This window comes from Streptomyces sp. NPDC002463, from assembly GCF_042889835.1.
GTDB classification, from domain to species: domain Bacteria; phylum Actinomycetota; class Actinomycetes; order Streptomycetales; family Streptomycetaceae; genus Streptomyces; species Streptomyces nymphaeiformis.
The window spans coordinates 1-23259 of record NZ_JBIARL010000027.1 but is presented as its reverse complement, the minus strand read 5'-3'; the positions used below and the strand labels follow the sequence as shown (position 1 = coordinate 23259).

Annotated in this window: 19 protein-coding genes; 11 read left to right on the top strand and 8 right to left on the bottom strand. The window is 73.5% G+C overall.

Annotation, left to right across the window (positions count from 1 at the left end):
• The first annotated feature begins 213 nt into the window (after positions 1 to 213).
• Complete coding sequence (locus ACFYX3_RS36640) at positions 214 to 1716, top strand: PHB depolymerase family esterase (protein ID WP_389023275.1); 1503 nt, start codon at positions 214 to 216, stop codon at positions 1714 to 1716.
• Positions 1717 to 1769: 53 nt separating this feature from the next.
• On the opposite strand, the gene ACFYX3_RS36635 is transcribed toward ACFYX3_RS36640, so the two are convergent.
• Positions 1770 to 2219: a pyridoxamine 5'-phosphate oxidase family protein gene (locus tag ACFYX3_RS36635; protein WP_389023505.1), complete on the bottom strand. Its 450-nt coding sequence runs from the start codon at positions 2217 to 2219 to the stop codon at positions 1770 to 1772.
• Between the two features lie 226 nt (positions 2220 to 2445).
• Here ACFYX3_RS36635 and ACFYX3_RS36630 point away from each other — a divergent pair, with 226 nt between their 5' ends.
• From ACFYX3_RS36630 to ACFYX3_RS36620, 3 genes are all read left to right on the top strand, one after another.
• A complete protein-coding gene (locus tag ACFYX3_RS36630; protein ID WP_389023272.1) occupies positions 2446 to 2991 on the top strand; it encodes a hypothetical protein in 546 nt (181 codons plus the stop codon).
• Positions 2972 to 3613: a vitamin K epoxide reductase family protein gene (locus ACFYX3_RS36625; RefSeq protein WP_389023269.1), complete on the top strand. Its 642-nt coding sequence runs from the start codon at positions 2972 to 2974 to the stop codon at positions 3611 to 3613. Before ACFYX3_RS36630 ends, ACFYX3_RS36625 begins: the two co-directional genes overlap by 20 nt.
• A gap of 426 nt (positions 3614 to 4039) precedes the next feature.
• Complete coding sequence (locus ACFYX3_RS36620; RefSeq protein WP_389023266.1) at positions 4040 to 4753, top strand: response regulator; 714 nt, start codon at positions 4040 to 4042, stop codon at positions 4751 to 4753.
• Between the two features lie 29 nt (positions 4754 to 4782).
• On the opposite strand, the gene ACFYX3_RS36615 is transcribed toward ACFYX3_RS36620, so the two are convergent.
• Positions 4783 to 6531 carry a GAF domain-containing protein gene (locus ACFYX3_RS36615; protein WP_389023501.1) on the bottom strand — a complete coding sequence of 583 codons (1749 nt, stop codon included), beginning with the start codon at positions 6529 to 6531 and terminating at the stop codon, positions 4783 to 4785.
• A gap of 370 nt (positions 6532 to 6901) precedes the next feature.
• Here ACFYX3_RS36615 and ctaD point away from each other — a divergent pair, with 370 nt between their 5' ends.
• The 5 genes from ctaD to ACFYX3_RS36590 all read left to right on the top strand — a co-directional run bounded on the left by ctaD (position 6902) and on the right by ACFYX3_RS36590 (position 11567).
• Positions 6902 to 8590, top strand: coding sequence for a cytochrome c oxidase subunit I (gene ctaD / locus ACFYX3_RS36610; RefSeq protein ID WP_376582920.1), 1689 nt, complete (start codon positions 6902 to 6904; stop codon positions 8588 to 8590).
• On the top strand, positions 8587 to 8928 hold the full coding sequence (locus ACFYX3_RS36605) for a hypothetical protein (RefSeq protein ID WP_389023263.1): 342 nt from the start codon (positions 8587 to 8589) through the stop codon (positions 8926 to 8928). The genes ctaD and ACFYX3_RS36605 overlap by 4 nt, the downstream gene beginning before the upstream one ends.
• A 172-nt stretch (positions 8929 to 9100) precedes the next feature.
• A complete protein-coding gene (locus ACFYX3_RS36600; RefSeq protein WP_389023260.1) occupies positions 9101 to 10420 on the top strand; it encodes a globin domain-containing protein in 1320 nt (439 codons plus the stop codon).
• 73 nt (positions 10421 to 10493) lie between these two features.
• Positions 10494 to 10874 carry an FKBP-type peptidyl-prolyl cis-trans isomerase gene (locus ACFYX3_RS36595; protein WP_389023257.1) on the top strand — a complete coding sequence of 127 codons (381 nt, stop codon included), beginning with the start codon at positions 10494 to 10496 and terminating at the stop codon, positions 10872 to 10874.
• A gap of 27 nt (positions 10875 to 10901) precedes the next feature.
• Positions 10902 to 11567: a response regulator gene (locus tag ACFYX3_RS36590; RefSeq protein WP_382660938.1), complete on the top strand. Its 666-nt coding sequence runs from the start codon at positions 10902 to 10904 to the stop codon at positions 11565 to 11567.
• Positions 11568 to 11574: 7 nt separating this feature from the next.
• Here ACFYX3_RS36590 and ACFYX3_RS36585 read toward each other — a convergent pair whose 3' ends face one another.
• Genes ACFYX3_RS36585 through ACFYX3_RS36575 form a run of 3 tightly spaced genes read right to left on the bottom strand, consistent with a single transcriptional unit; the run spans position 11575 to position 15078 of the window.
• Positions 11575 to 12960 (bottom strand): sensor histidine kinase, encoded by a 1386-nt coding sequence (locus ACFYX3_RS36585; RefSeq protein ID WP_389023254.1) that lies wholly within the window; start codon positions 12958 to 12960, stop codon positions 11575 to 11577.
• Positions 12953 to 14320 (bottom strand): FtsX-like permease family protein, encoded by a 1368-nt coding sequence (locus tag ACFYX3_RS36580; protein ID WP_389023497.1) that lies wholly within the window; start codon positions 14318 to 14320, stop codon positions 12953 to 12955. Before ACFYX3_RS36580 ends, ACFYX3_RS36585 begins: the two co-directional genes overlap by 8 nt.
• 5 nt (positions 14321 to 14325) lie before the next feature.
• Positions 14326 to 15078: an ABC transporter ATP-binding protein gene (locus tag ACFYX3_RS36575; protein ID WP_389023251.1), complete on the bottom strand. Its 753-nt coding sequence runs from the start codon at positions 15076 to 15078 to the stop codon at positions 14326 to 14328.
• 189 nt (positions 15079 to 15267) lie between these two features.
• Here ACFYX3_RS36575 and ACFYX3_RS36570 point away from each other — a divergent pair, with 189 nt between their 5' ends.
• Entirely contained in the window at positions 15268 to 15921 is a 654-nt protein-coding gene (locus ACFYX3_RS36570; RefSeq protein WP_389023248.1) for a LysE family translocator, read from the top strand.
• A 57-nt stretch (positions 15922 to 15978) separates the two neighbouring features.
• Here the strand turns inward: ACFYX3_RS36570 and ACFYX3_RS36565 are convergent, their stop codons facing one another.
• The 3 genes from ACFYX3_RS36565 to ACFYX3_RS36555 form a co-directional block, all read right to left on the bottom strand.
• On the bottom strand, positions 15979 to 18372 hold the full coding sequence (locus ACFYX3_RS36565; protein ID WP_389023245.1) for a tetratricopeptide repeat protein: 2394 nt from the start codon (positions 18370 to 18372) through the stop codon (positions 15979 to 15981).
• 111 nt (positions 18373 to 18483) lie between these two features.
• On the bottom strand, positions 18484 to 21996 hold the full coding sequence (locus ACFYX3_RS36560) for a hypothetical protein (protein ID WP_389023242.1): 3513 nt from the start codon (positions 21994 to 21996) through the stop codon (positions 18484 to 18486).
• An 85-nt stretch (positions 21997 to 22081) separates the two neighbouring features.
• The gene (locus ACFYX3_RS36555; RefSeq protein WP_389023239.1) at positions 22082 to 22738 is read right to left on the bottom strand and encodes a class I SAM-dependent methyltransferase; all 657 of its coding nucleotides are present in this window, start codon (positions 22736 to 22738) and stop codon (positions 22082 to 22084) included.
• 145 nt (positions 22739 to 22883) lie between these two features.
• On the opposite strand from ACFYX3_RS36555, the gene ACFYX3_RS36550 reads away from it, so the two are divergent.
• Positions 22884 to 23259: SDR family NAD(P)-dependent oxidoreductase (locus ACFYX3_RS36550; protein ID WP_389023236.1), on the top strand; the 376-nt coding region annotated here is incomplete at its 3' end.

The window sequence follows — 23259 nt, the reverse complement described above, 5'->3', positions numbered from 1 at the left end:
GTCGCACCTGTGCGGGCTGCACTGACGCCCGGCACCCGTACAAGAGAAATGGGCGGGGAAATGTGTTCGGCTGTCACACTCGGCCTCCGTCAAGGCTGGCTGTCCCGCCCATGTCCATGCCGGTGAGCCGTCTCGCATGATGCACGCCACACCGGCGGCGCGAGCCGCGCATGCCGCCGGTGTGCCCCCATCCCCCCTCGGAAGGCATGCGTCATGGGACAGCCGTACCCTCCCCACCCTCCGTTCCGCCCCGTACGGGGCCGTGTGTTCGGCGGCATCCGCCGTTGGCTCACGGCCGCGGCGGGAGCCCTCGCCCTGACCGGAAGTCTGGTGGCCGTGAGCCCCCAGGCGGCGGCCGCCGGGCTGACCCAGGTCACCGGCTTCGGCTCCAACCCGGGCAACCTGTCCATGCACACGTACGTGCCGGACGGACTCGGCACCGGTGCTCCGCTCGTCGTGGCCCTGCACGGCTGCACGCAGAGCGCGAGCGACTACTACGCCCATTCCGGCTGGCCGAAGTTCGCCGACGCGTACAAGTTCGCCCTCGTCTTCCCCCAGACGACCAGCGCGAACAACGCCAACTCCTGCTTCAACTGGTTCGATTCGGGTGACAGCACGCGCGGTCAGGGCGAGGCGCTGTCGATCAGACAGATGGTCGACACGGCCGTCGCGCGCTACGGCAGCGACACCCGGCGGGTGTACATCACCGGCCTGTCCGCGGGTGCCGGCATGACCGCGAACATGCTCGCCGCCTACCCCGACGTCTTCGCCGGCGGCTCCATCGACTCCGGGCTGCCCGCGTACTGCGCGACCAGCGTGTCCGCCGCGTACACCTGCATGTACAGCCCGCCGAACAGGACACCCGCGCAGTGGGGCGACCTCGTGCGCTCCGCCGCACCCTCCGGCACCACCTCCTGGCCCCGCGTGGCGATCTGGCAGGGCACATCGGACACCACCGTCGCACCGGCCAACGCCACCGAGCTGCGCGACCAGTGGACGAACGTGTGGGGCATCGGCCAGACGCCCTCCCGCACCGAGAGCCTCTCCGGCGGCACCACGCTGAGCCAGTACGACGACGCCTCCGGCAGGCCCGCCGTGTCGGTCTACTCGATCTCCGGCATGGCCCACGGCCTGGCGGTCGACCCTGGCAGCGGCCCCGACCAGTGCGGCACCACCGGCACCTACTACCTCGACACCGTCTGCTCCAGCTACCACACCGCCCGCTTCTGGGGGCTCGACGGCGGCGACGGCGGCGGGCAGAACCCGGGCACCCTGCCCGCGCCCGCGGGTCTGACGGTCGGCGGGACCACCGACAGTACGGTCTCCCTGAGCTGGAACCCCGTCGACGGAGCCTCCTCCTACACCGTCTACCGCGGCGGTACGAAGGTGGGCACCGCCACGTCGACCGCCTACACCGACACAGGGCTGGCCACCGGCACCGCGTACGCCTACACGGTGTCCGCCGTGGACGCGGCCGGGGCGGTGGGGACCCCCTCCTCCTCGGTGACCGCGACCACCACCGGCTACACCCCCACCTGCTACACGGCCGACAACTACCAGCACACGACCGCCGGGCGTGCCTACCAGAGCGGCGGATACACCTACGCCGCAGGCTCCGGCCAGGCCATGGGGCTGTACAACACGTTCACCACCCACACGCTCAAGCAGACGGCACCCGGGTACTACGTCCTCGCGGACTCCGGCTGCTCGGTCTGAACCGGCCCGCGGAATCCCTTCGTCGCCGTCAGGAGCGCCGGTCGTGCGGTGGGTCAGCCGGCGCGGGTGAGGCGGATGCCCGTGATCAGGTCCGGACGGATGCGGACGACCTGTTCCATGTGCTGGTCGGTCCAGGGATGGAGCACCGCCTTGTAACGGGCCGCTTCCTGCGGATCGGTGACCAGTCGGCAGTAGCCGGTCACCACGACGCTCCAGCCGAGGCGTGTGTGGAGGTCGATGTCGTCGGCCTCGTACGCGACGACCACACCGTGCGCGCCGGCCTCCTCCGCGCGCGTCGTGAGGGCGGCGTCCTCATGGGTACGGATGACGATGTCGCCCGCGTCCACGATGTGGTGGACGGGGCGGATCGCGGGAAGTGCGTGCCGGGTGAAGACGATCCGGCCGAGCGGGGTCCCGGAGAGGAGCCGCAGCGCCTCCTCGGGGCCCAGTTCGACCAGGCGTCGCCGCGGGTCCGCCTCGGGTCCGACCCACGGGTCCCTCACGTCGTGGACTGACTCGTCGTGCACGGTGCCTTCCCGGGGTTCGGTGGTGTCGCGCGCCGCCGGCGCGGTGCGGGGCCGTCGGCCCCGACGCTCCTCAGTAGAGGGCACACGGCCGGGGCCCGGAAGGGCCGTTCGGCCCCTGTCGGCCCCGTGACCGGGCCCGGTTCACTGAGCCCGTGCCGGAACGGCCGACGAGCGCCCGGAGGGCGAGGAGGCGAGGGGATGGATGATCGCGGCGGTGGGACATGCCGACCTGTCCGTGGACACGCTGAGGGCCGTGGAGCGTGAGCTACGCGCGCGCATGGAGCGGCTCGGCGATCCGGCGCCCGGTCTGGTCCGGGCGGGCTCCGGCCTTTCGGCGGCGTTCGGTCGTGCGGTGCGTGCGTCGGGCAGGCCGCTCGTCGTCCTCCTGCCCGCGCAGGGGGCGGTGCCCGCGCCGATGCCGCCGAACGACCTGGGGCCGGCCCGGGAGGTGACCGCGCTCGCGGAGGAGGTGCGCCTGCTGGCCTACGACCCGAACGACCGCGACGCCTGCGTGCGGGCCGACGAGGCGCTGGTCGCCCAGTGCGGACGGCTCCTGGCCGTCTGGGACGGCTCGCCGACCGACGGCCGTGACGCGACGGCCCACATGGTCGCGTTCGCGCGGGCCCGGGGAGTGGCGGTGGAGGTCGTGTGGCCGGTGGGGGCCGCCCGCCGGCCGGTCAAGGCTTCGGCCCCCTCCCCGGTCCGGCCCTCGACGAGGGGAAGCCGGGATGACCAGCGTTCTGCCTGAGCGCGTCGCCGCCTCCCCGGCGACCGCACCGGCCGACCGCACGGCCGGGGCCACCCGAGGATTCGCATGGCTTCTGGTGATCACCGGAGCGCTCGGCGTCCTCGCCTCCTTCGTGATCACGCTCGACAAGTACCTCCTCCTGGAGAACCCGGCGTTCGCGCCGTCCTGCAACCTCAGCCCGGTTCTCTCCTGCACCGACGTGATGCGCAGCGAGCAGGCTTCGGTGTTCGGGTTCCCCAACCCGATGCTCGGCCTCGCCGCGTACGGCGTCGTCGTCGCGATCGGTGCCGGCTCGCTCGCCGGGGCCCGCCACCACCGCTGGTTCTGGCTCGGGCTCCAGCTCGGGACCCTGCTCGGCGCGGGCTTCTGCATGTGGCTGATGACGCAGGCGCTCTACGAGATCGGTGCCCTGTGTCTGTGGTGCTGCCTGGCCTGGGCGGCGACGATCGTCCTGTTCTGGTACACGACGGTGCACAACCTCAGGCACGGGGTCCTGCGCGCGCCCGGGTATGTGGTGGCCGGCGTGGCGGAGTTCCACTGGGTCGTGCCGGTCGTCTGGTGCGGCAGCGTGCTGTTGCTGATCGCGACCCGCTTCTGGGACTACTGGCAGCGTCTGCTGTGACGCGGCGATTCACGGGCGTACGGGACGGCCTGCAGCGGCCCGGGGGTGCCGACCGGGGGCCTGGGGGACGGCCTGGCCGCTCCGGGTTCGGCACCCCGGGTCGCGGAGGTGAGTCGATCACGGGGACGGGACGGCCGGATAGGGCCGTTCGGCCCTGCCGGACCAGGGCCGTTGGACCCGCGGGGGCCGGTGCCATACTGACGCTCGTTTCGCAGGTGGCCGGGCATCGGCCCGGCCGCAACCGCCACTGTCGTGGTGGCCGTGCCGCCGCCGTCGTGGCGGCCTTGTCGCCCTCGTCCAGGAGTACTCGGTGAAGCCCCGCCCCTCTTGTCCGCTCCCCCTCACGGCTCCCGTCGGCCGCCCGCTCGACGCGGCGGCAGCGTCCCTCATGGACGCGGTCGCGTGCCCTGCCGGTGGGGGTACGACGTGCTGACCACCGATCACCCCGCCGCCACGGCCGCACCGGTGCGGGTCTTCCTTCTCGACGACCACGAGGTCGTCCGCCGGGGCGTGCGCGATCTCCTGGAGGCCGAGGACGACATCGTGGTCGTCGGCGAGGCCGCCGACGCCCGTGAGGCGCTCGCCCGGATACCCGCGGCGCGACCTGATGTCGCCGTGCTCGACGTACGGCTCGGCAGCGCGACCGGCGGCGACCACGAGGGCGTCGAGGTGTGCCGTGAACTCCGTGCGGACCTGCCGGATCTGGCCTGTCTGATGCTGACGTCGTTCGACGACGACGAGGCCCTGTTCGATGCCATCATGGCCGGCGCGGCCGGGTACGTGCTCAAGCAGATCGGCGGCTCCGACCTGGTCGCCGCCATCCGTACGGTGGCGACGGGCAGGTCTCTGCTCGACCCGAGGATGACGAGCCGGGTCATGGCGCGGCTTCGGAGCCCGGAGCCCGCGCCCGAGACGGCCGCGCCCGGTGAACTCGACCGGCTGTCGCCGCGCGAGCTGGAGATCCTCGACCTGATCGGCCTGGGTCTCACGAACCGGCAGATCGGCGAACGGCTGTTCCTCGCCGAGAAGACGGTGAAGAACCGGGTGTCGTCGATCCTCGGCAAGCTGGGCGTGGGGCGGCGGATCCAGGCGGCGATGATCGCCGAACGGCTCAGGGAGCCGCAGGGGAACCATCCGTGACGCGGAGCCCGTATGCCGCCCGGCGCCTCTCAGTCGGTCGGCAGCGGTGCGCTCCAGGTGACCCGCAGGCCGCCGCCCCCGGGCTCCTCCAGGCTGAGGGTCCCGTGGCACTGCGTCGCGCGTGAGCGCATGTTGCGGAGTCCGCCCGTAGGGGCGGCCTGGCCCAGCCCGATGCCGTCGTCCGTGACCGTGAGCACGAGACGATCGGCCGGATCCGGCACCGAGAGCACCACGTCGGCCCGATGCGCCCGGGCGTGCCGGGCCGTGTTGCTCAGGGCCTCCGCCGTCACCGCCAGGACGTGCTCGGCCAGCGCCTCGGGGACGCCCGTGTCGACCGGGCCCAGGATGCGCAGCGACGGGGTGAACCCGAGGTGCTGCGCGGCCAGTTGGACCGTCTCCGCCATGCGTCGCCGCAGAGCGGGCCCGCTGCGGTCGTCGCCCGGCGTGCGCAGCTGGAGGATCGTCGAGCGGATGATCTGGATCGTGGTGTCGAGGTCGTCCACGGCACGGGCGACCCGCTCCGCGGCTCCGGGATGCTCGATGACGCGGGTCGCGCTCTGGAGCGTCATCCCCGTGGCGAACAGCCGCTGGATCGCGACGTCGTGGAGGTCGCGGGCGATGCGGTCGCGGTCGTGGAGCACGGCGAGTTCCTCGGACTCGGCGCGGCGCCGGGCGAGTTCGAGGGCGATCGCGGCCTGATCGGCGAAGCCGCTGATCAGCATGGTCTCGGCCGTGTCGAAGGCCGGCCGCCCGGCCTTGCGGCTCAGCCGCAGGGCCCCGCACACGGCATCGTCGACGGGGAGCGGAACGGCCACCACGGGGCCGTGCTCGTCCCCGGTCGTCCCGTCGAGCGCGAGCGCCCGGGGGTCGGCGCGCACGTCCGCGCTGACGACCGGTCCGCGCGTGCGCGCCGCGAGGCCGACGAGCGAACCGTACGCCGGGAGAACGGCTCCGCGGACGGCTTCGGCGCTGTCGCCGTGCGCCACTCGCACGATCAGATCGCCGGTGAAGGCGGAGCCGGCCGGTACCGGTCCGGTGGACGCCGTCGCACTGTCCGGCCCCGCGCCGGCGGGTGTTGAGGGTACGGCGCCCGCCGGTACCGGGTCCGTCGGTCCCGAGTCCGTCCGTACCGCATGGGTCGGCTTGGAGGGCAGGAGCACGGCGGCGAGGTCGGCGTCGGCGACCTCCATGGCCCGCCGGGCGATCAGGCGCAGCACCTCGTCGGTGTCGGTGCCCGCGAGGAGGGTCCGGGTGATCTCGCCCAGCGCCTCCAGACGGTGCTCCCGGCGACGGCTGTCGTGGTACAGGCGGGCGTTGTCGACGGCGACGCCCGCCGCCATCGACAGCGTCGTCAGCACCGCCTCGTCGTCGGCGTCGAACGCGCCGCCGCCCCGCTTCTCGGTCAGGTAGATGTTGCCGAAGACCTCGTCGCGCACCCGGATCGGCGCTCCCAGGAAGGTGCGCATCGGCGGGTGGTGGGCGGGGAAGCCGAAGCTGCTGGGGTGCCGGGTGAGGTCGGTGAGCCGCAGCGGGGTGGGATTGCCGATGAGCTCGCCGAGGATGCCGTGGCCGCACGGCGCCGGACCGATCCGCGCCACCAGCTCGTCGGCCATGCCCACGGGCAGGAACTGGGACAGCTTCTGCCGGTCGTCGATGACGCCGAGCGCCCCGTACTCGGCGTCGGTGAGGCTGACGGCGGCCTCCACGATGCTCCGCAGGACCTGCGGGAGTTCGAGGTCGCGGCCGAGGTCCATCACCGCGGTGAGCAGTCCGTGCATCCGGTCGGGGACGTCGATGCGAGGCCAGGGCGGGCGCGCGTGGGTCGCTGTGTCGGGCATGCGTGGTGATCGGCTCTCGTCGTCGTTCGGGTCTTGCTCGGGTCCTGTCCTCCGCGGCTCGCGCCGGGACGGCTTCCCGCCGTGCAGCGTACGCGTGGTGCGCGCGGCGGGGTGAGGGCCGTTCGGCCCTGCCTCACGGAACGCCGAAGGACTGTTCGACCCTATCGGGCCCCGGGTGCCCTCCGCCGATCATGTGGCGGCGGCCGGGAAGCGCCCGAGGCAGCCCCCGTTCGAGGACGCTTCCCGGCCCGTTGGCACTGCACGTGGAATTGGAGGTCGTCGTCCGGTGGACGAGGCACGCAGCATTCAGATGAAGGCCGGGGAGACACGTCTCCCGGAGCCCGCCGAGGGCCCCGCGCGGCCGGTCCGGCCCTCGTGGGTGGGGTGGCTGACGACCACCGACCACAAGCAGATCGGCACGCTCTACCTCTGCTCGGCTCTGTTCTTCTTCGTCATCGGGGGTGTCATGGCCCTGATGATGCGCGCGGAGCTGGCGCGCCCCGGCACGCAGATCATGTCGAACGAGCAGTTCAACCAGGCGTTCACCATGCACGGCTCGATCATGCTGCTGCTCTTCGCCATGCCGCTCTTCACCGGCTTCGCGAACTGGATCATGCCGCTGCAGATCGGCGCACCGGACGTCGCCTTCCCCCGCCTGAACATGCTGGCCTACTGGCTCTACCTCTTCGGCTCGCTGATAGCCGCCGGCGGCTTCCTCACCCCCGGCGGGGCCGCGGACTTCGGCTGGTTCCTCTACGCGCCGCTCTCCGACGCCGTCCACTCGCCCGGCCTCGGTGCCGACCTGTGGATCATGGGCGTCGCCCTCTCCGGCTTCGGATCCATCGCGGGCGCGGTCAACTTCATCACCACGATCATCTGCATGCGCGCTCCGGGCATGACGATGTTCCGCATGCCGATCTTCACCTGGAACGTGCTGCTCACGTCCTTGCTGGTGCTGATGGTCTTCCCGGTCCTCGCCGCGGCGCTCTTCGCCCTCGAATGCGACCGGAAGTTCGGCTCGCACGTCTTCGACGCGGCGAACGGCGGAGCACTGCTCTGGCAACACCTCTTCTGGTTCTTCGGACACCCAGAGGTCTACATCCTGGCCCTGCCGTTCTTCGGCATCATCTCCGAGGTCGTCCCGGTCTTCAGCCGCAAGCCGATGTTCGGCTACATCGGTCTGGTGGCCGCGACCATCGCGATCGCCGGCCTGTCCGTGACCGTGTGGGCGCACCACATGTACGTCACCGGTGGCGTGCTCCTCCCGTTCTTCTCCTTCATGACGTTCCTCATCGCCGTACCGACCGGCGTGAAGTTCTTCAACTGGATCGGGACGATGTGGAAGGGCTCGCTGTCCTTCGAGACCCCGATGCTCTGGGCGACCGGCTTCCTCATGACCTTCACCTTCGGCGGTCTGACCGGCGTCATCCTGGCCTCGCCCCCGATGGACTTCCACGTCTCCGACTCGTACTTCGTCGTCGCGCACTTCCACTACACGCTGTTCGGCACGGTCGTGTACGCGATGTTCGCCGGCTTCCACTTCTGGTGGCCGAAGTTCACCGGCAAGATGCTCGACGAACGGCTCGGCAAGATCACGTTCTGGACCCTCACGGTGGGCTTCCACGCCACCTTCCTCGTCCAGCACTGGCTCGGTGCCGAGGGAATGCCCCGCCGGTACGCCGACTACCTGGACGCCGACGGCTTCACCGCCCTCAACACCGTGTCCACCATCGGCTCCTTCCTCCTCGGCCTGTCCTTCCTGCCGTTCTTCTACAACGTCTGGAAGACCGGCCGGTACGGAAAGCGGGTCGAGGTCGACGACCCGTGGGGGTACGGCCGTTCGCTCGAGTGGGCGACGTCCTGCCCGCCGCCGCGGCACAACTTCCTCACCCTGCCGAAGATCCGCTCCGAGTCCCCCGCGTTCGACCTGCACCATCCGGAGATCGCCGCCCTCGACCGACTGGAGAACAAGCCGGACGAGGCGGTGAGCCACCGGTGACCCCGGCCGTGCTCGCCCTGGGCATCGGTGCCGTGACCGCCTCCGGCTGCGTCTGGTACGTACCCGCGCTCGTCGACCTGCGCGCGGGCGCCGACCGCCCCGCCTCCCGCCGCCTGGCGGCGACGGCGTGCGTCACCGGCTGGGCCACGGCCGGTGTGACGGCCCTGCTGCTCCTCATGGGAGTTCAGGCCCCGCTCCTCCTGGCCGGGGCGGCCGCCGGTGCCACCGCGAGCGCCACGGTGCGCGCGTGCGCGGTGGTACGACGCCACCGCGAGGTACGGGAGGACGCGACCTGCTGGGCGGCCCTGGACCTGGGGAGGAGCAGGGACCGGGACTGATCGCGGCGTCGTTCGGCTCGACACCCGCTCCCGTACGAGGCGGGGGCGGGGAGCGCCAGGGCCGAACGGCCCTGCCTGATGGGGCCGGACGGCGGAGGGACCGCGGTGCGAAACTGACGTGCCTTCGGCCGGGGCGGTGACACGGTACACACGGCAGGGAAAGAGCCAGCACTTGAGCACCCTCACAAGCGACGCGTACGACGAGTACCACGCGCTCCTCGCGCGCCAGGACGCGATGCGGCTGCGTCAGCGGCTGCTGCAGCCGGCGGGAAGCGTCCGGCCGGCGGAGTCCGGGCACTCGTACGACGGAGTCGGCGACCAGGAGACGATCAGGCGGTATCTGCCGCTGGTGACCCCGTTCAGCGAGCTCATCGATCACCTCTACCAGGCGATGTTCGAGCAGCACCCGTACCTGCGGGGGCTGTTCCCCGACTCGATGGAGTTCCAGCGGGCCCATCTGGAACGCGCCTTCTGGTACCTGATCGAGAACCTGGACCGGCCGGACGAGGTGGCCGACTTCTGCTTCCGTCTGGGCCGCGACCACCGCAAGCTGGGGGTACGCCCCGTGCACTACGAGGTGTTCGAGTCCTCGCTCGTCTCCGCCCTGCGCCGCAGCGCGGGCGAGTGGTGGGCCGAGGAGCTGGAGCGGGCCTGGGTGCGGATGGTGCGGTTCGCGGTCGCGGCCATGGTCGACGGCGCGCACGAGGCGCTGGCCGAGCCCGCCTCCTGGAACGCGACGGTGACGGAACACCGGCTGTGCGGTCCCGGAGTCGCCGTCCTCCGGGTCCGCACCGCGGAACCCTTCCCGTACCGGGCCGGACAGTACGCCCGGCTGGAGTCCCCGCTGCTGCCGCACGCCTGGCGGCCGTACAGCGTCGCCTGCGCGCCCCGGTCGGACGGGGAGCTGGAGTTCCACGTCCGCCGAACGGGCCCGGACGGGGTGAGCGACGCGTTGGTGGCACGCACCCGCGTGGGCGATCAGCTGCGCCTCGGGCCGGCGCAGGGAACGATGACGCTCGACGACGCCCCGCCGGGGGACGTACTGATCGTCGCGGGCGGGACCGGATGGGCCACCGCCAAGGCGCTCCTGGACGACCTGGCCGCGCGCCGGCCGCGCGACCGGCGCACGCACGTGTTCCTCGGCTCCCGCACCCTGGACGACCTGTACGACACGGCCGCCCTCTCCGAGCTGGAGTCCCGCCACTCCTGGCTGCGCGTCACCCCGGTGATCGGTGAGGGCCCCGGGTCCACCGAGGACGGCTCGCTCGCCGAGGCCCTGGCCCGTCACGGCGACTGGTCCGGACACGTCGCCTACGTGAGCGGCCCGCCCGCCATGGTCTCCACCGTCGCACGGCACCTCGCCGCGACGGGCCTGGCCTCGGACCGCGTACGCCACGATCCGCTCGACGTCACGCCGTCCCACCCGGGGCCGTCCCGCACTGAGCACCGGCTGAAGCCCCACGCCTTGCGGACGGCCTTCTCGGTGGCGTGATGATCCACCGCATAGGGTGACCCTGCGCCCGGGGGCCGTACGAGGGCTTCCGGCGGAGAGAAACGAGACTGCGATGAGCGAACCGACGAAGCCCGAGATCGTCCTTCCGGAGGGCGACGCTCCCACCGAGCTGACCATCCGCGACCTCGTCGTCGGGGACGGGCCCGAGGCGAAGCCGGGCAACGTGGTCCAGGTTCACTACGTCGGAGTCACCTTCGAGTCCGGCAAGGAGTTCGACGCCTCCTGGGACCGGGGCCAGCCGTTCAAGTTCGCCGTGGGCGGTGGCAGGGTCATCAAGGGCTGGGACCGCGGGATCAGGGGTATGAAGGTCGGCGGCCGGCGCGAGATCGTCGTTCCCCCGCGCCTCGGCTACGGCAACCAGTCGCCCACTCCGCTGATCCCGGCGGGCTCGACGCTCTTCTTCGTGGTGGACCTGCTCTCCGTCGCCGTCTGAGGACGGCCGCGGGCGAGGGAGGGCGTCGTGATCGACAGACAGCTGCGTGTGGTGCTGGCCGAGGACTCCGTGATCCTGCGCGACGGCATGGTCGAGTTGCTCGGCTCCCGGGGCTGCCGGGTGGTGGCCACCGCCGGGACGGCCCCCGAACTGGTCGCCTCGGTCGACGAGCACCGGCCCGACGTGGCCGTGGTGGACATCCGTATGCCCCCCACGCACACCGACGAGGGCATCCGCGCCGCCGTCGAGATCCGGGCGCGGACGCCCGAGGTCGGCATCCTGGTCTTCTCCCAGCACATCGAGACCGTCTGGGCCTCCCGGCTGCTCGCGGACGGAGCGGCGGGCGTCGGGTATCTGCTGAAGGAGCGCGTCGCCCGCACCGACGAGTTCGTGGAGGCGCTGCACAGGGTCGCCGACGGGGGCACGGCGCTCGACCCCGAGGTGGTCACCGGGCTGATGCGGGGCGGGCGGCGCGGCCGGGTGGAGACGCTGACGGCGCGCGAGCGCGAGGTGCTGGAGCTGATGGCCCAGGGCCGTTCCAACCGCGCCATCGCCGCGTCGCTGGTGGTGTCGGAGCGGGCCGTGGAGAAGCATGTCGCCGCCGTCTTCCTGAAGTTCGGCCTGCGGGCGACGGACACCGACAACCGGCGCGTGAAGGCCGTCCTGGCGTACCTGGCCGAGAGCACCGGCTGAGCAACGCTCACAGACGCGACGGCAGTTCGGCGGTGACCGTGGTGGGACCGCCGGGCGGACTGTCGACGGTCAGGACGCCGTCCACCGCCGCCAGCCGCTCGGCCAGACCGGTCAGGCCGGTCCCGACACCGGGCGCCGCACCACCGCGCCCGTCGTCGCGCACGGTGAGCCGGACCCGCCCGCCGACGGCGCTCGCCCCCAGCTCCGCCGAACGCGCACCGCTGTGTCTGGCGACGTTGGTGAGCAGTTCGGCGGCGCAGAAGTAGACGGCGCTCTCGACCGCCGGTTCCGGACGTTCCCGCAGGTCGAGGTGGACGGAGACCGGCACAGGCGAGGTGGCCGTCAGGCCGGGCAGCGCCTGGGCGAGGCCCCCGTCGAGCGCGACCGGCCGGATGCCCCGGGTGAGCCCGCGCAGTTCGGTGATGGTGTCGTCGGTCTGGCCGCGGGCACGCTCCACCAGGCCGCGCGTCCGCGCCAGGTCCGGGCCTTCGGCGGTGGCGAGCGCGTCGTCGGCCAACGAGAGGGTGATGGCCAGGGCGACGAGACGGGCCTGGGTCCCGTCGTGCAGGTCGCGCTCCAGGCGGTGCAGCCGGTCGGTGTTCTCCGCGAGCAGCACGGCGCGGGCCGCCTCCAGCTTCCTGACCCGCTGCTGTGCCGGGGCGGGGCCGAGCAGCAGTCCGGCGAGCCGCCGGTTCGCGCTGCTCAGTGCCCTGATCGCGCCGGGTACTGCGACGAGCAGCAGAAGCCCCAGTGGTACGGAGACGGCGTCCGCCCAGCCGAACGGCCGCGGCTCCGGCTCCAGGAGCCGGGCCCAGAGCGGGAATCCGATCAGCCAGCCGCAGCCGAGGGGCAGCGCCACCGCCGCGACGAACCCCAGGACGCCGAGCGGCAGCCGCAGGACCAGGTAGAGGAGGGTCCGCCAGCCGACCGGGTCGGTCAGTACGGCACGGCCGCGGGCGACCGAGCCGGTGGGGCGGGGCAGCGCGGCCGGCGCCTCGACCTGCTCCCCGAGCAGTCTGCCGACGAGCCGTCGGTGCAGCGAGCCGAGACCACGCGCGCCCAGTAGAGCGGCGACCACGAAGGGCAGGCCCAGCACCGTCAGCGACAGCAGTACGCCCGTGTACAGGACGGCGATCGCGTACACGCCGCAGAGCAGCGCGAGGGGCAGCCCGAGGACGGCGAAGAGCCATTCACCGGCCTGTACGGAGAGCCGTTCGCCGCCTCGTACGGAAGACCGTGCACCGCCCCGTACGGGGAGCCCTTCCTCGGCCGCCGCGGAGAGCCGTTCGCGGTCCCCGGCAGAGAGCCGGGACTGCTGCTCGGCCGCCGTCCCCGCGCGGGCCCCGTCCTCCCCCGCGTCGCCGGGGGCGGACCTCCCGCCGTGCTCAGTCACCGCCACCACCCACCTGTTCCGCCGCCGGGCCGCGGACCGCCCGCATCCCGGTGACCAGGATGACGGGGACCGTCAGCGCCGCCGCGCCCGCCGCGATCCACCCGCAGGCGGCCATCGGGACGGTCGGTGCCGCCGAGCCCGTCACCGCCGTGCTGAACGCGGCGGACGCGGCCCCCGCGACCGTGGCGCCGAGCAGCACTCCCACCACCGTGGTCAGCACCGCCTCCACGGTCAGCATGCGCAGCAGTTGCGACGAGGTCGCGCCGACCAGGCGCAGCATGGCGAACTCGCGGCGCCGGCCGGCGGTCACGGCGACCAGGGTGTTGACCGTGGAGACGGCCGCGAAGGAGACCAGCAACGCCAGCTCGCTCTGGCGCAACCAGACGTCGGTGGCCGAGGTGACGCCGGTCGCCGTCGTGCCCGGAGCGTTTCCGGCGGTACTTGTCATGATCGACATGGTGCCCGACAGGCCCACGAGCAGCGCGACGGGCACCACGGCGGACGAGAGCCTCCGCGCGTACCCGCGCAGGTTGGCATCGGCCAGCCACCCCGTACGGGGCGCGAGGAGCCGGACCGGCGCGCCCGACACGGCCGCCAGGAGGCGCGCCGCGAGCGGCCCGAGCAGGGCGACCGCGACCAGCAGCACCAGCGAACCGAGCAGTGCCGCCTGCCCCGCCTTGTCCGCCTGTTCCACCGGCCGCGTCGCCGCGAGCCGCAGCAGCATGGCGCCGCCCGCGAGCGCGGCGACGCCGGCGAGCAGGCGTGGCACCCCGGTGCGGCCGTGCTCGGTCGCGCTCGCGGTGAGGGCGGCCGCGGGTGCGATCCGGGAGATCCGCCGGGCGGCGACGGCCGAGGCGGCCAGGCCGACGGCGAGGGCGGCGGCGAGGGCCACCAGGAGGGGCAGGAGGGTCTCCGGCACGCGCAGGCCCGGCGCGGCCATGCCCCGTCGCTGGAGCTCGGCGAGGAAACGGCCGGCCGCAACCCTGCCGACGGCCCACGCCGGTGCGGTGACCACCAGCGTCGTGGCGACGACCTGGACGCGGACCAGGCGCCGCGTCTGGCGGGGTGTCGCCGCGATGGTGCGCAGCAGGGCGAGTTCGCGGTGCTGCTGCCGGAGGGCGAAGCCGAGCGCGTTCACCACGACGAAGAAGGCGACCAGGACGGCGATCTCTCCGAACGCGCCCGCGATCACCATCAGTCCGGGCCCTGCGTCCGCCTTTTGCATGTCGTCGCCGGTGAGCTCGGCGGCGAACAGCAGGCCGAACATCGTGACGGTGGTGATGGCCAGGAAGAGCGCGACGGCGAGACCGGCGAAGGAGGTCGGACGGCGGCACAGCGGCCCGAGGGCGAGCGTGATCACCGGGCTCACCCGCCCAGCCGGCTCAGGCGTTCGCCCACCTGGGCGGCGGAGGGTCGGTCGAGCTCGTCGACCAGCACGCCGTCGGCGAGCAGGAGCACCCGGTCCGCGTATCCGGCGGCGACCGGATCATGGGTCACCATCACGCAGGTCTGCCCCTCCTGGTCCACCCCCGCGCGCAGCAGGGCGAGGATCTCGTGGCCGGTGGCCCGGTCGAGCGCGCCGGTCGGCTCGTCGGCGAAGAGCACCTGCGGGCGGGAGACCAGCGCGCGGGCGATGGCCACGCGCTGCTGCTGTCCGCCCGACAGCTGCCCGGGCCGGTGCCGTTCGCACCCGGCCAGCCCGACCCGGGCGAGCGCGTCAAGCACCCGGTCCCGGTCGGGGCGTTCGCCGGCCAGCCGACCGGGGAGCTCGACGTTCTGGGCGACGGTCATCGCCGGCATCAGGTTGAACGCCTGGAACACGAACCCGACCCGGCTGCGCCGCAGTTCCGCCAGCCGCCGTTCGGGCAGCCGCGAGATCTCGGTTCCGCCCCACCAGACGGAGCCGCCGGTGGGCCGGTCCATCCCCGCGAGGCAGTGCAGCAGGGTGGTCTTGCCGGAGCCCGACGGTCCCATCACCGCCGTCAACGTGCCGGGGGCGAGCGCCACCGACACCCCGTTCAGCGCCCGCACGGCCGCCCCGCCCCGCCCGTACACGCGGTGCAGATCCTCCGCCCGCGCGACGGTTCCCGTATGGATGTCCCTCGCCTTTTCGATCATGTATTCATCGTCGGCGGACCGGGGGTCGGCGGGCGATGGTGCCCGCCCCCGAACCTGAGGTTCGGGAAACCGAACCCGCTGGGTGAGATGCGGGCGAAGCACCGAGCGAGCAGGGGTATCAGTCCTGCTGATGCGCCGTGCAGCAGACCTCATTGGACGTGATCGCGGCCGCGGCTCCAGGATGGCCGCATGACCGTCTCCTCTGCCATCGCTTCCTTCGCCGTCGTGGCCGGCATGCTGACCATCATGCCGGGACTGGACACCGCTCTGGTGCTGCGCTCCGCCATCACCCTGGGCAGGCGCCGGGCGTTCGCGACGGCGCTGGGGATCCTCTCCGGCGTGCTCGTGTGGGGCGTGGCCGCCGCCGTCGGTGCCTCGGCGGTGCTCACGGCGTCCCAACTGCTGTACGACGCGTTGCGCGTGGCCGGCGCCGTGTATCTGGCGTGGCTGGGGATCGGCATGATCCGCCGGACGCTCAAGGAGCGCGGCCGGACCGCGGCGGGGGACGCGACTGACGGAGCGGGAGCCACGGCCGCGGAGGCGACGTGGGCACGCGCCTGGGCACGCGGGCTCGGCACGAGCCTGCTCAACCCGAAGAACGGCGTCTTCTACATGGCGATGCTGCCGCAGTTCATCCCCAGTGGCGCCCCGCACCTGCTGATGGGGGTCGTCCTGGCGGCCGTGCACGACCTGGAGGGGCTGGTCTGGTTCAGCGCGCTGATCTTCGGCACCCAGCTCGTCCGCCGATGGCTGAACCGCGCCTCGGTCCAGCGGGTCATCGACTCGATCACCGGCGCGGTACTCGTCGGCTTCGGCATCAAGCTGGCGCTCGGGGACAACTGACCGCTGGGGCGGGCCGGCAGGAGCAGCTGACGGACCTGCCCCTGCCGAGGCCGTGGTTCACCCGGCGTCCTCCTGGCTTCCGGCGCTCACCGCCACGATCTCGGCCCGGCGCGCCCGGGCCCAGGCGTAGTCCGGGTCCATGGCGAGCGCCCGGTCCAGGTCGGCGAGTGCCAGATCGCTGCGGCCCAGGGCGTGCTGGGCGAGGGCCCGACTGCCGAGCGCCCAGGTGTAGGCGGGGTCGAGCTCCAGGGCGCGGTCGTACTGGGCGACGGCCTCCGCGTACCGGCCTCGCTCCCGCAGCGTCTCGCCCCGCTCGCCCATCAGCCAGGGGTCGTCCGGCGAGAGGTCCTGTGCCCGGTCCAGGTCCACGAGTCCGCCGCCGGTGTCGCCCAGCGCGCGCCGGAGTCGTGAGCGTCGTACGAGAGCCCATATGTAGTCGGGTTCCAGGGCCAGAGCGCGGTCGAGATCCGTCAGCGCCTCGTGCGGGCGGCCGAGGCGGCGCAGCACGTCGGCCCGGCTGGCCAGCGCCCAGGTTGTCGTGGGTGCGATGTCGAGGGCCCGGTCGAAGTCTGCGAGGGCTTCGTCCAGGCGGCCCGCCACGCGGTACGTCTCGCCGCGGTGGCCTATGGCCCGCTCTGCGTCGGATGCCAGGGCGCAGGCCCGGTCGTGGTCCTCCAAGGCCCTGTCGAACGCCCCCAGGTCGCGATGGATCACCGCCCGCCCCGTGTACGGCCGGGGAGCCTGCGGTGCCAGCTCGATCGCCCGGTCGTAGTCGGCGAACGCCTCCGCGTACTGCCTGCGCCGCCGGTACGCCTGCCCTCGGACCCACAGCGCCTTGGCCCGCTCGTAGTCGGCGAGTCCCGCCTGGCGGAGGAGCATGTCGAGGACCGTGATCGTGCCGCGTTCCTCGTCGCGCAGCGCGGCGAGGAGCCCGGTCCCCCACTCGCGCAGTACGGCCGTGTCGCTGTCGTCGCCCGCCGCCGCGACGGTGTCCGCCCAGCGGCGGGCCACCTCGGGTCCCTCGTCGCAGGCGTCGATGCCATCACGCAGTACCGCGGGCAGCATCTCGCGCGGGTTCGCGCACAGCTGGTGGTACGTCTCCTCCAGGCGCGCCGCCCGCCAGCCTTCCTCGGACCAGCGCAGGTGGGGGGCGAGGCCCTGGCCCTCGGTCTCCCGGCGGCCGGAGTAGCACCGCGCGAGCCGTTCGTGCGCGGCGCGCCAGCGGTCGGCGGAGGTGGTGCGCTGCAGGCGCAGCATCGGGGCCCGTACGACGTCGTGGTACTGCGCCCGGCCGCCGCGGACGTCGACGAACGGCAGGGCGCGCAGCCAGCCGAAGAGGTGGACGGCGGGCTCGTCGGCCACCGCCCGGAAGACGTCCTCGTCCAGGCGGCGCGGGAGCGCCCCGGCGAGGGCGGCCGCCCTGCGCACCGGGTCGCCCTCCCATTTCAGGAACCGTTCGACCGCCGTGGTGCTCGGGTCGTCGACGGCGCCGGCCTGTGCCGCACTCTCCGCCAGGGTGGAGACGAGGACGGGCAGGCCGTGGGAGAGCCGCAGCACGTCCCGCACCACGGACTCGCTCTGCACGCCGCGCCCGCTGAGGAAGGTGCGGGTCTCGGACTCGGAGAACGGGGCCAGGGGCAGGTCCACCACGAGGTCGGCCCAGTCGGCCCAGTACGCCGGGTCGAGGGACCGTTGGCCCGCGAGGGTCACGACGACGTTGCCGGGCAGCGCCCCGTACCGCTCGCCGGCCAGCAGGTCGCACAGCCAGCGGTCCAGGAACGGCGCGGTCCGCTCGTACGTGTCGAGGAACAGCGCCACCCAGGGGACCTGCTCGGCGACCCGGCCGACCTCCGCCACGAACACCGGGGTGAGGACCGACACGGGGTCGAGGACCAGCTGGACGTCGTCGTGGCTGCGCAGCCGGGCACTGAGCACGGTGCGCAGCCGGTCGGCGCCCTCTGCGACCTGGGCGGGATCGAGGGCGCCCGCGAACGCTCCGACGACCGGGAGCATGCCCAGCCCGGTGAGCGCCGCCTGGACGGTGACGCGCGCCGCCGGGGACGGGGCGCCCGGGTCCGTCGTGTCACCGCCGGGGGTGCCGAGGGCGGACTCGGCCTCGTGCCGGCGCTGCCGGTAGGTGTTCAGGAGCCGGTCGACCGCCTTCAACGGGTGTCCGAGCTCCCCGGACCGGGCGCTGACCGCCGCGATGACCTCCACGGCACCGCTCACCGAGTCGTCGGTGCGCACGGTCAGCGCATGGTGCTCGCGCGCGATCCGCTCCAGCTCCCGGAGCAGGGACGACTTGCCGATGCCGGCGTTGCCCCGTACGTGGAAGAGGAAGCGGTACGCCGGGTCGTCGGTTCCCAGGGCGAAGTTCCGGCGGTACGCGTCGAGTTCAGCCGTCCGCCCGAGGAACGCGGCGCGCCTGCGGCGCTGGATCAGCTCGCGCATGGACGGTCTCGGGGAATGAGGGGCAGCGGCCATGCGCCCCAGTCTGGCAGCAGGGGCAGCGGCTCCGGAGGGAGTCGCTGCGAGAAACCGGACGGGCGGTCGACGGGCGTCCTAGTCGGCGAGCAGCGCCTCCACCGTGGAGACCGGATTCCACTCGGGGTCGAGGCCGCTCAGCCGCTGGGCGACCCGGTGCCAGGCCGCCGGGTTCGTGCCGAGTCGGGAGCGCACGAGGTCCGCCAGGACGGTGCGGGCTTCGGCGGCCTCGGGGGGCGCGTCCGTACGGCGGGCGGCGCCGCCCAGGTGGGCGAGCAGGCGCGCGGCCGGGGTCGCGAGGCGCACCAGGTCCGCGCCGTCGAGGAGCCCCGCCGTGAGCAGGCCGTCCAGTTGGGTGGACGGCGCGCAGTGGAACAGGCCGCCGAGGCCGTGCCGGGCCCGCTCCCGGGTGAGGCGCGGGCTGCCGGGCAGGCCCTCGGGGCCAGGCTCCGGCAGCAGGGCCGCATGCCGCAGCCGTACGTCCTCCGGGACGCCGTCCAGGCGGACGATGTCCTGCCAGTTCGGGAGCGGCTCCTGGGCGTGGGCGGCCTCGATGGCCTCCCAGGGCACGGGTTCACCCGGCGGAAGGGACGCGACGAGGTCACGCGTCTGCGGTGCGTGCCGGGCGCGCCTCAGCTTCCGTACGAGCTTCTCCGATGCCAGTTCCCGGTCGAGGCGGGCGCGGAGGACGGCGGCGGGGTCGGCGGACGCCAGGGCCTTCGCGCACACGGTGGTGGCGGAGCGCCCCAGCGCGTCCCTCCCCGCGAGCCGCGTCAGCCGGTCGGCGCCGTCGTGCTCAAGGAGTCGCAGGCAGCCGAGCAGTTGAAGTGCGAGGCCGAGCTTCGAGCCCTCTCTTTCGAGCAGCTCCTCCACGAGGTCGGGTTCGGCGGAGCACAGCCACATCAGACCACCGGCCGGGCGCGCGGAGCCACCGGCACGCCAGTCGGCCAGCACCCGGGCGCCCAGGGACGGCCGCCCGGCGCCGGGCCCCGACCGGGTCACGATCCGGTGGGCGATCGGCCGGGGGTTCCAGTGCCGCAGCAGGGCGAGGTCGACCTCGGGGTCGTCGAGGTCGACGAGGCGCTCCACCGCGCCGCTCCGCTCCATCCAGCGGGACTGGGCGGCGAGGACGCGCAGAGCGTCGGGGTCGCGGCCCGCGAGCAGCCGGTCGAGGGCGGTGCGCGGTGTGCGAGCGTGGCGCAACAGGTACGCGGCGAGCAGCCAGGGCGCGTCGGGGCCGAGCCGGGGCAGCACGGCGTCGACCACCTCGGCGTCGGCGAGGCAGAGCAGGGTGCCCGCCGGCCAGGCCCACAGATGGTCGCCGTGTTCCAACAGGCTGATCGCCGCGTCGGGCGTGTCCGGCCTGGGCCTGCCGATGGGCGTCTCGGCGCCGGATGCCGGACCTGCACCGTCCTTCGCGCGCTCCAGCAATTCCGTCCAGGTCAGCCCTTCCGAGGCGGCTTCGGAGGCCGTGACGGTCGCGGCCAGGCGGAGCCAGGCGTCGGGGTCGGTGCCGAGGTCGGCGCGGAGCCGGCGGGCGAGGGCGGCCCGCCAGGCGTCGGCGAACGCGAGCCGCTGCCAGTCGTAGGGCAGCAGGAGCAGGCGCCTGGCGGGCAGGAGGGTGAGCAGTTCGTCGGCGGGCAGCACGCCCTGTGCGTAGGCCTGTTCGGTGTGCTGCGCGTCGTAACCGATCGGCCCGGGGATCAGCGCACGCAGCTGCGCGAGGCCGGGGGCCTCGTACGCGAAGCCGTTCCGGGAGGCGGGCATGCCGTGGGCGGCGCAGGCGTCGGTGAACCAGCGCGGGGTGGCGAGGCCGGGAGCGGTCGCCTGCTCGTACGCGGTCAGGGCGCGCAGCACTTCGGGGTCCTTCGGCCGGGGCGCACCGTCCGGGGCGAGGGAGTACAGCAGGTCGAGTGCGGCCAGGGCGTGCACGCGGTGGCTCTGGTGGAGGGCGAGGGGTGAGGGTTCCGAGGCCGGTGGTGCGGGCTCGGACGGGGGCTCGGCCTCACGGACGGCCTCACCCGTGACCTCGTCCGGGGCCTTCCCCGCTTCGACGATCAGTTCCTCGACGGTGCCCCCGTACTCGGGCAGCAGGACGTCGAGCTCCGTCCAGGGCCGCCCCCTCTCCCCCAGATGAGTCTCCGTCAGTGCGTGCAGGCCGGCGACCGCCGCCGGGCCCAGCAGGTCCCGTTCGGCGAGGCGGGCGAGCGCGGCCAGGGCGTGGGCGGCGGGACGAGCGGTGCCGATCAGCTCGGCCGGGTCGAGGAGCCCTGCCGCCGCCATGCCCTCCGCCCAGTCGGCGGCGCTGTCGTCGAGCGCCTCTGCCGCGAGGCGCTGTGCGGGCGGGGTGCTGTTCCCTGCGCGACGGCCCCCGGCCCGCCACGGCTCATTGAGGACGCTCAGCCGGAACGCCCGGCGCTGCGTATCGCTCGCCGCCTCGTGACGCGCGAGCTCCTCGCAGGCTTTGGGCATGAACGGGGTCGCGGCATGGGCCGCGGCGAGCGCGTCGAGATCGTGGGCGTACGGCTCGGACAGCAGGTCACGCAGGGTGCTGGTGCCCCGGGCGGTGGCGAGCAGCGCGGGCAGCCGGGCCGGGTCCTCGTACGGCTCGGTCCCAGCGCGCAGTCGACGTCGTCCGGTGCCGTCCGGTGCGGCGAGTGCCTCGTTGACCGTGTCCACGACGGCCGGGTTCAGCAGAGATGCCAGGGCGGGGTCGTCGAGCAGAGTGCGCACGGCGTCCGGGCCGGTCCGCTCCCAGATCCTCAACAGGGCGTACTGCTGCGCGACTTGGCGTACGCCCCACCGCAGGGCAGGCACCACGAGCTGCGGGTCGCCCGAGACCAGGAGCGGGGTGAGCCAGGTGCGCGGGACCTTGCCGTGCGGCGCCGTCAGCTCGGTGCGCAGCGCGTCGTCGAGCGGAACGGTGTCGCGCCGCTCGACGACGGTGCGGCGCAGGGACTGGGTGGTGCGCGGGTTGCGATAGACGGCCGCGGCGACCTGAGTGTCGCCGACCATGACCAGCCGGGCCAGGGCCCGGGTGTCGAGCCGGGGATGGCGGGCCAGAGCCGCCCGGGTGCGGGTGTCGCCGTGGTCGACGACGGCGTCGACGAGCGCGGGTGCCGGGAGGGTCCCGCCGGCGAGCAGCTCCGTCGTGACCCGCTCGGGCAGGGTGGCGAACGCGGCCGCGGCATGCCGCGGCTCCGCGTGCTCCAGGAGCAGGCCGAGCGTGCGGTGGACGCTGCGGGGCGCGGGTGGAGCGAGCGAGCCGTCGGACGCCGACGTCACCGGCGGCGCGGCAAGCAGGTCGAGCAGACCGTCGCGGTGCCCGGCCAGCGCGTCGTGCAACGCGCGCCAACGGGCCGTGTCCGCACCGAGATGGCGCTCCGTCGACTCTCTGAGGAGCGCGGCCGTCTCGTCGTCGACCCCACCCGCTGCGGCGACGTCGGCCGCCACCGAGCGCGCGGGCCGCGCCTGCTCCAGCGCCCGCAGCGCGCCGCCGTGCGGCGCGCCCGCCCCCTCGGGGTCCCGCCGTGCCGCCCCGAGCACCTCGCGCAGCAGCCGCTCAGCCGTTCCCACCTGCGTCTCCGTCATGGTCGCCATGCTAGGTGCGCCCACTGACAGTCCCGGTCGCCGATGATGGATCGGGCCCGCCTGACGGCTTGTGCGCTCTCCGGACTCACTCCCGGTGCCACACCAGGGTGTAGCGCCAGAACAGCCGGCGGCGCAGGCGTGCGCCGGGCAGCACGCGTCGGGCCTCGTGGACGATCTCGGCGAAGCTCATGGTCGCCGGTCGGACCGGGGCCGTCATCGAGGCCGGCGGGCATGCGGTCCGGCCCCTGTTCTTGAGCCAGCCCGTGGCGGCGTTCAGCGGAATGGCGGCGGCACCGAGCAGATGGTCGACGGGGGTGCGCGCGCTCCAGAGACCGACGACCACCAGAGTCCCTCCGGGCGTCAGGTGCCGGCGGAAGTGGGCGAGGGCCGCGGTGAACGGCAGGTGGTGAAGGGCGGCGACGCAGGTGATGACGTCGTACGAAGGCGCGGGGAGCTCGCTGAGCGCGTCCGTGGCGCTGTAGGTCACCGGAGCGTCCGGAGGGGTCAGCTCCCGTGCCCGGGCCACGATCGCCTCGTCGCAGTCGATGCCGTCCGCTGCCCCGGCACGTGTGGCCAGCAGCCGGGCCAGGTCGCCCGTGCCGCAACCGACGTCCAGGGCCGAGCGGAAGTCTCGCGGGAGTTGCCGCATGATCCACCGGTGGTAGTGGGCGTTGTGGTCCCAGGGGTGGGCGGCGTTGAACCGGCCGAGGGCGAGCAGGAGTCGGCTCCGCAGTGTCGTCATGCGGTCCACTCCGTCAGACGGGTCGGCGGCTCCTGGACCGAGGCGGCACGGCCCGGCACGCTCCCGATCTCCTACGCTTACGGGAATCGACGATCTTCGTGAACGGCTGGGCGGCCGCACCCTGCGCGCCTCGAAAGGAATGCTCATGAATCTGCCTGCATCGGGCAGGCGCGTGCTCGTCAGTGGTGCGTCGCGTGGCCTCGGGCGCGCGGTGGCCCAGGCGTTCGCGGCCAACGGCGACCGGGTCGTCGTCCACTTCGGCTCGCGTGTCGAAGAGGCGCGCGCGACCTTGGAGTCCCTCACCGGCGCCGGTCACGTACTGGTCGGCGGCGACCTCACGAACCCGACGGGGGCGGCTGCCGTGGTGGACATGGCGGCGGAGGCGCTCGGCGGGGTCGACGTGCTGGTGAACAACGCGGCGGTGAACATCCGCCATCCTCTGGCGGAGACGCCGTACGAGGAGTGGGTGGCGGTGTGGCAGCAGCACGTGGCGGTGAACCTGCTCGCCACGGCGAACCTGA

Excerpts from the sequence above, each read along its gene's own strand:
- ACFYX3_RS36625 (WP_389023269.1), top strand. The coding sequence starts at position 2,972 with ATGACCAGCGTTCTGCCTGAGCGCGTCGCCGCCTCCCCGGCGACCGCA.
- ACFYX3_RS36555 (WP_389023239.1), bottom strand. The coding sequence starts at position 22,738 with ATGACGACACTGCGGAGCCGACTCCTGCTCGCCCTCGGCCGGTTCAAC.
- ACFYX3_RS36595 (WP_389023257.1), top strand. The coding sequence starts at position 10,494 with ATGAGCGAACCGACGAAGCCCGAGATCGTCCTTCCGGAGGGCGACGCT.
- ACFYX3_RS36575 (WP_389023251.1), bottom strand. The coding sequence starts at position 15,078 with ATGATCGAAAAGGCGAGGGACATCCATACGGGAACCGTCGCGCGGGCG.
- ACFYX3_RS36630 (WP_389023272.1), top strand. The coding sequence starts at position 2,446 with ATGATCGCGGCGGTGGGACATGCCGACCTGTCCGTGGACACGCTGAGG.
- ctaD (WP_376582920.1), top strand. The coding sequence starts at position 6,902 with ATGAAGGCCGGGGAGACACGTCTCCCGGAGCCCGCCGAGGGCCCCGCG.
- ACFYX3_RS36570 (WP_389023248.1), top strand. The coding sequence starts at position 15,268 with ATGACCGTCTCCTCTGCCATCGCTTCCTTCGCCGTCGTGGCCGGCATG.
- ACFYX3_RS36615 (WP_389023501.1), bottom strand. The coding sequence starts at position 6,531 with ATGCACGGACTGCTCACCGCGGTGATGGACCTCGGCCGCGACCTCGAA.
- ACFYX3_RS36560 (WP_389023242.1), bottom strand. The coding sequence starts at position 21,996 with ATGACGGAGACGCAGGTGGGAACGGCTGAGCGGCTGCTGCGCGAGGTG.
- ACFYX3_RS36640 (WP_389023275.1), top strand. The coding sequence starts at position 214 with ATGGGACAGCCGTACCCTCCCCACCCTCCGTTCCGCCCCGTACGGGGC.
- ACFYX3_RS36565 (WP_389023245.1), bottom strand. The coding sequence starts at position 18,372 with ATGCGCGAGCTGATCCAGCGCCGCAGGCGCGCCGCGTTCCTCGGGCGG.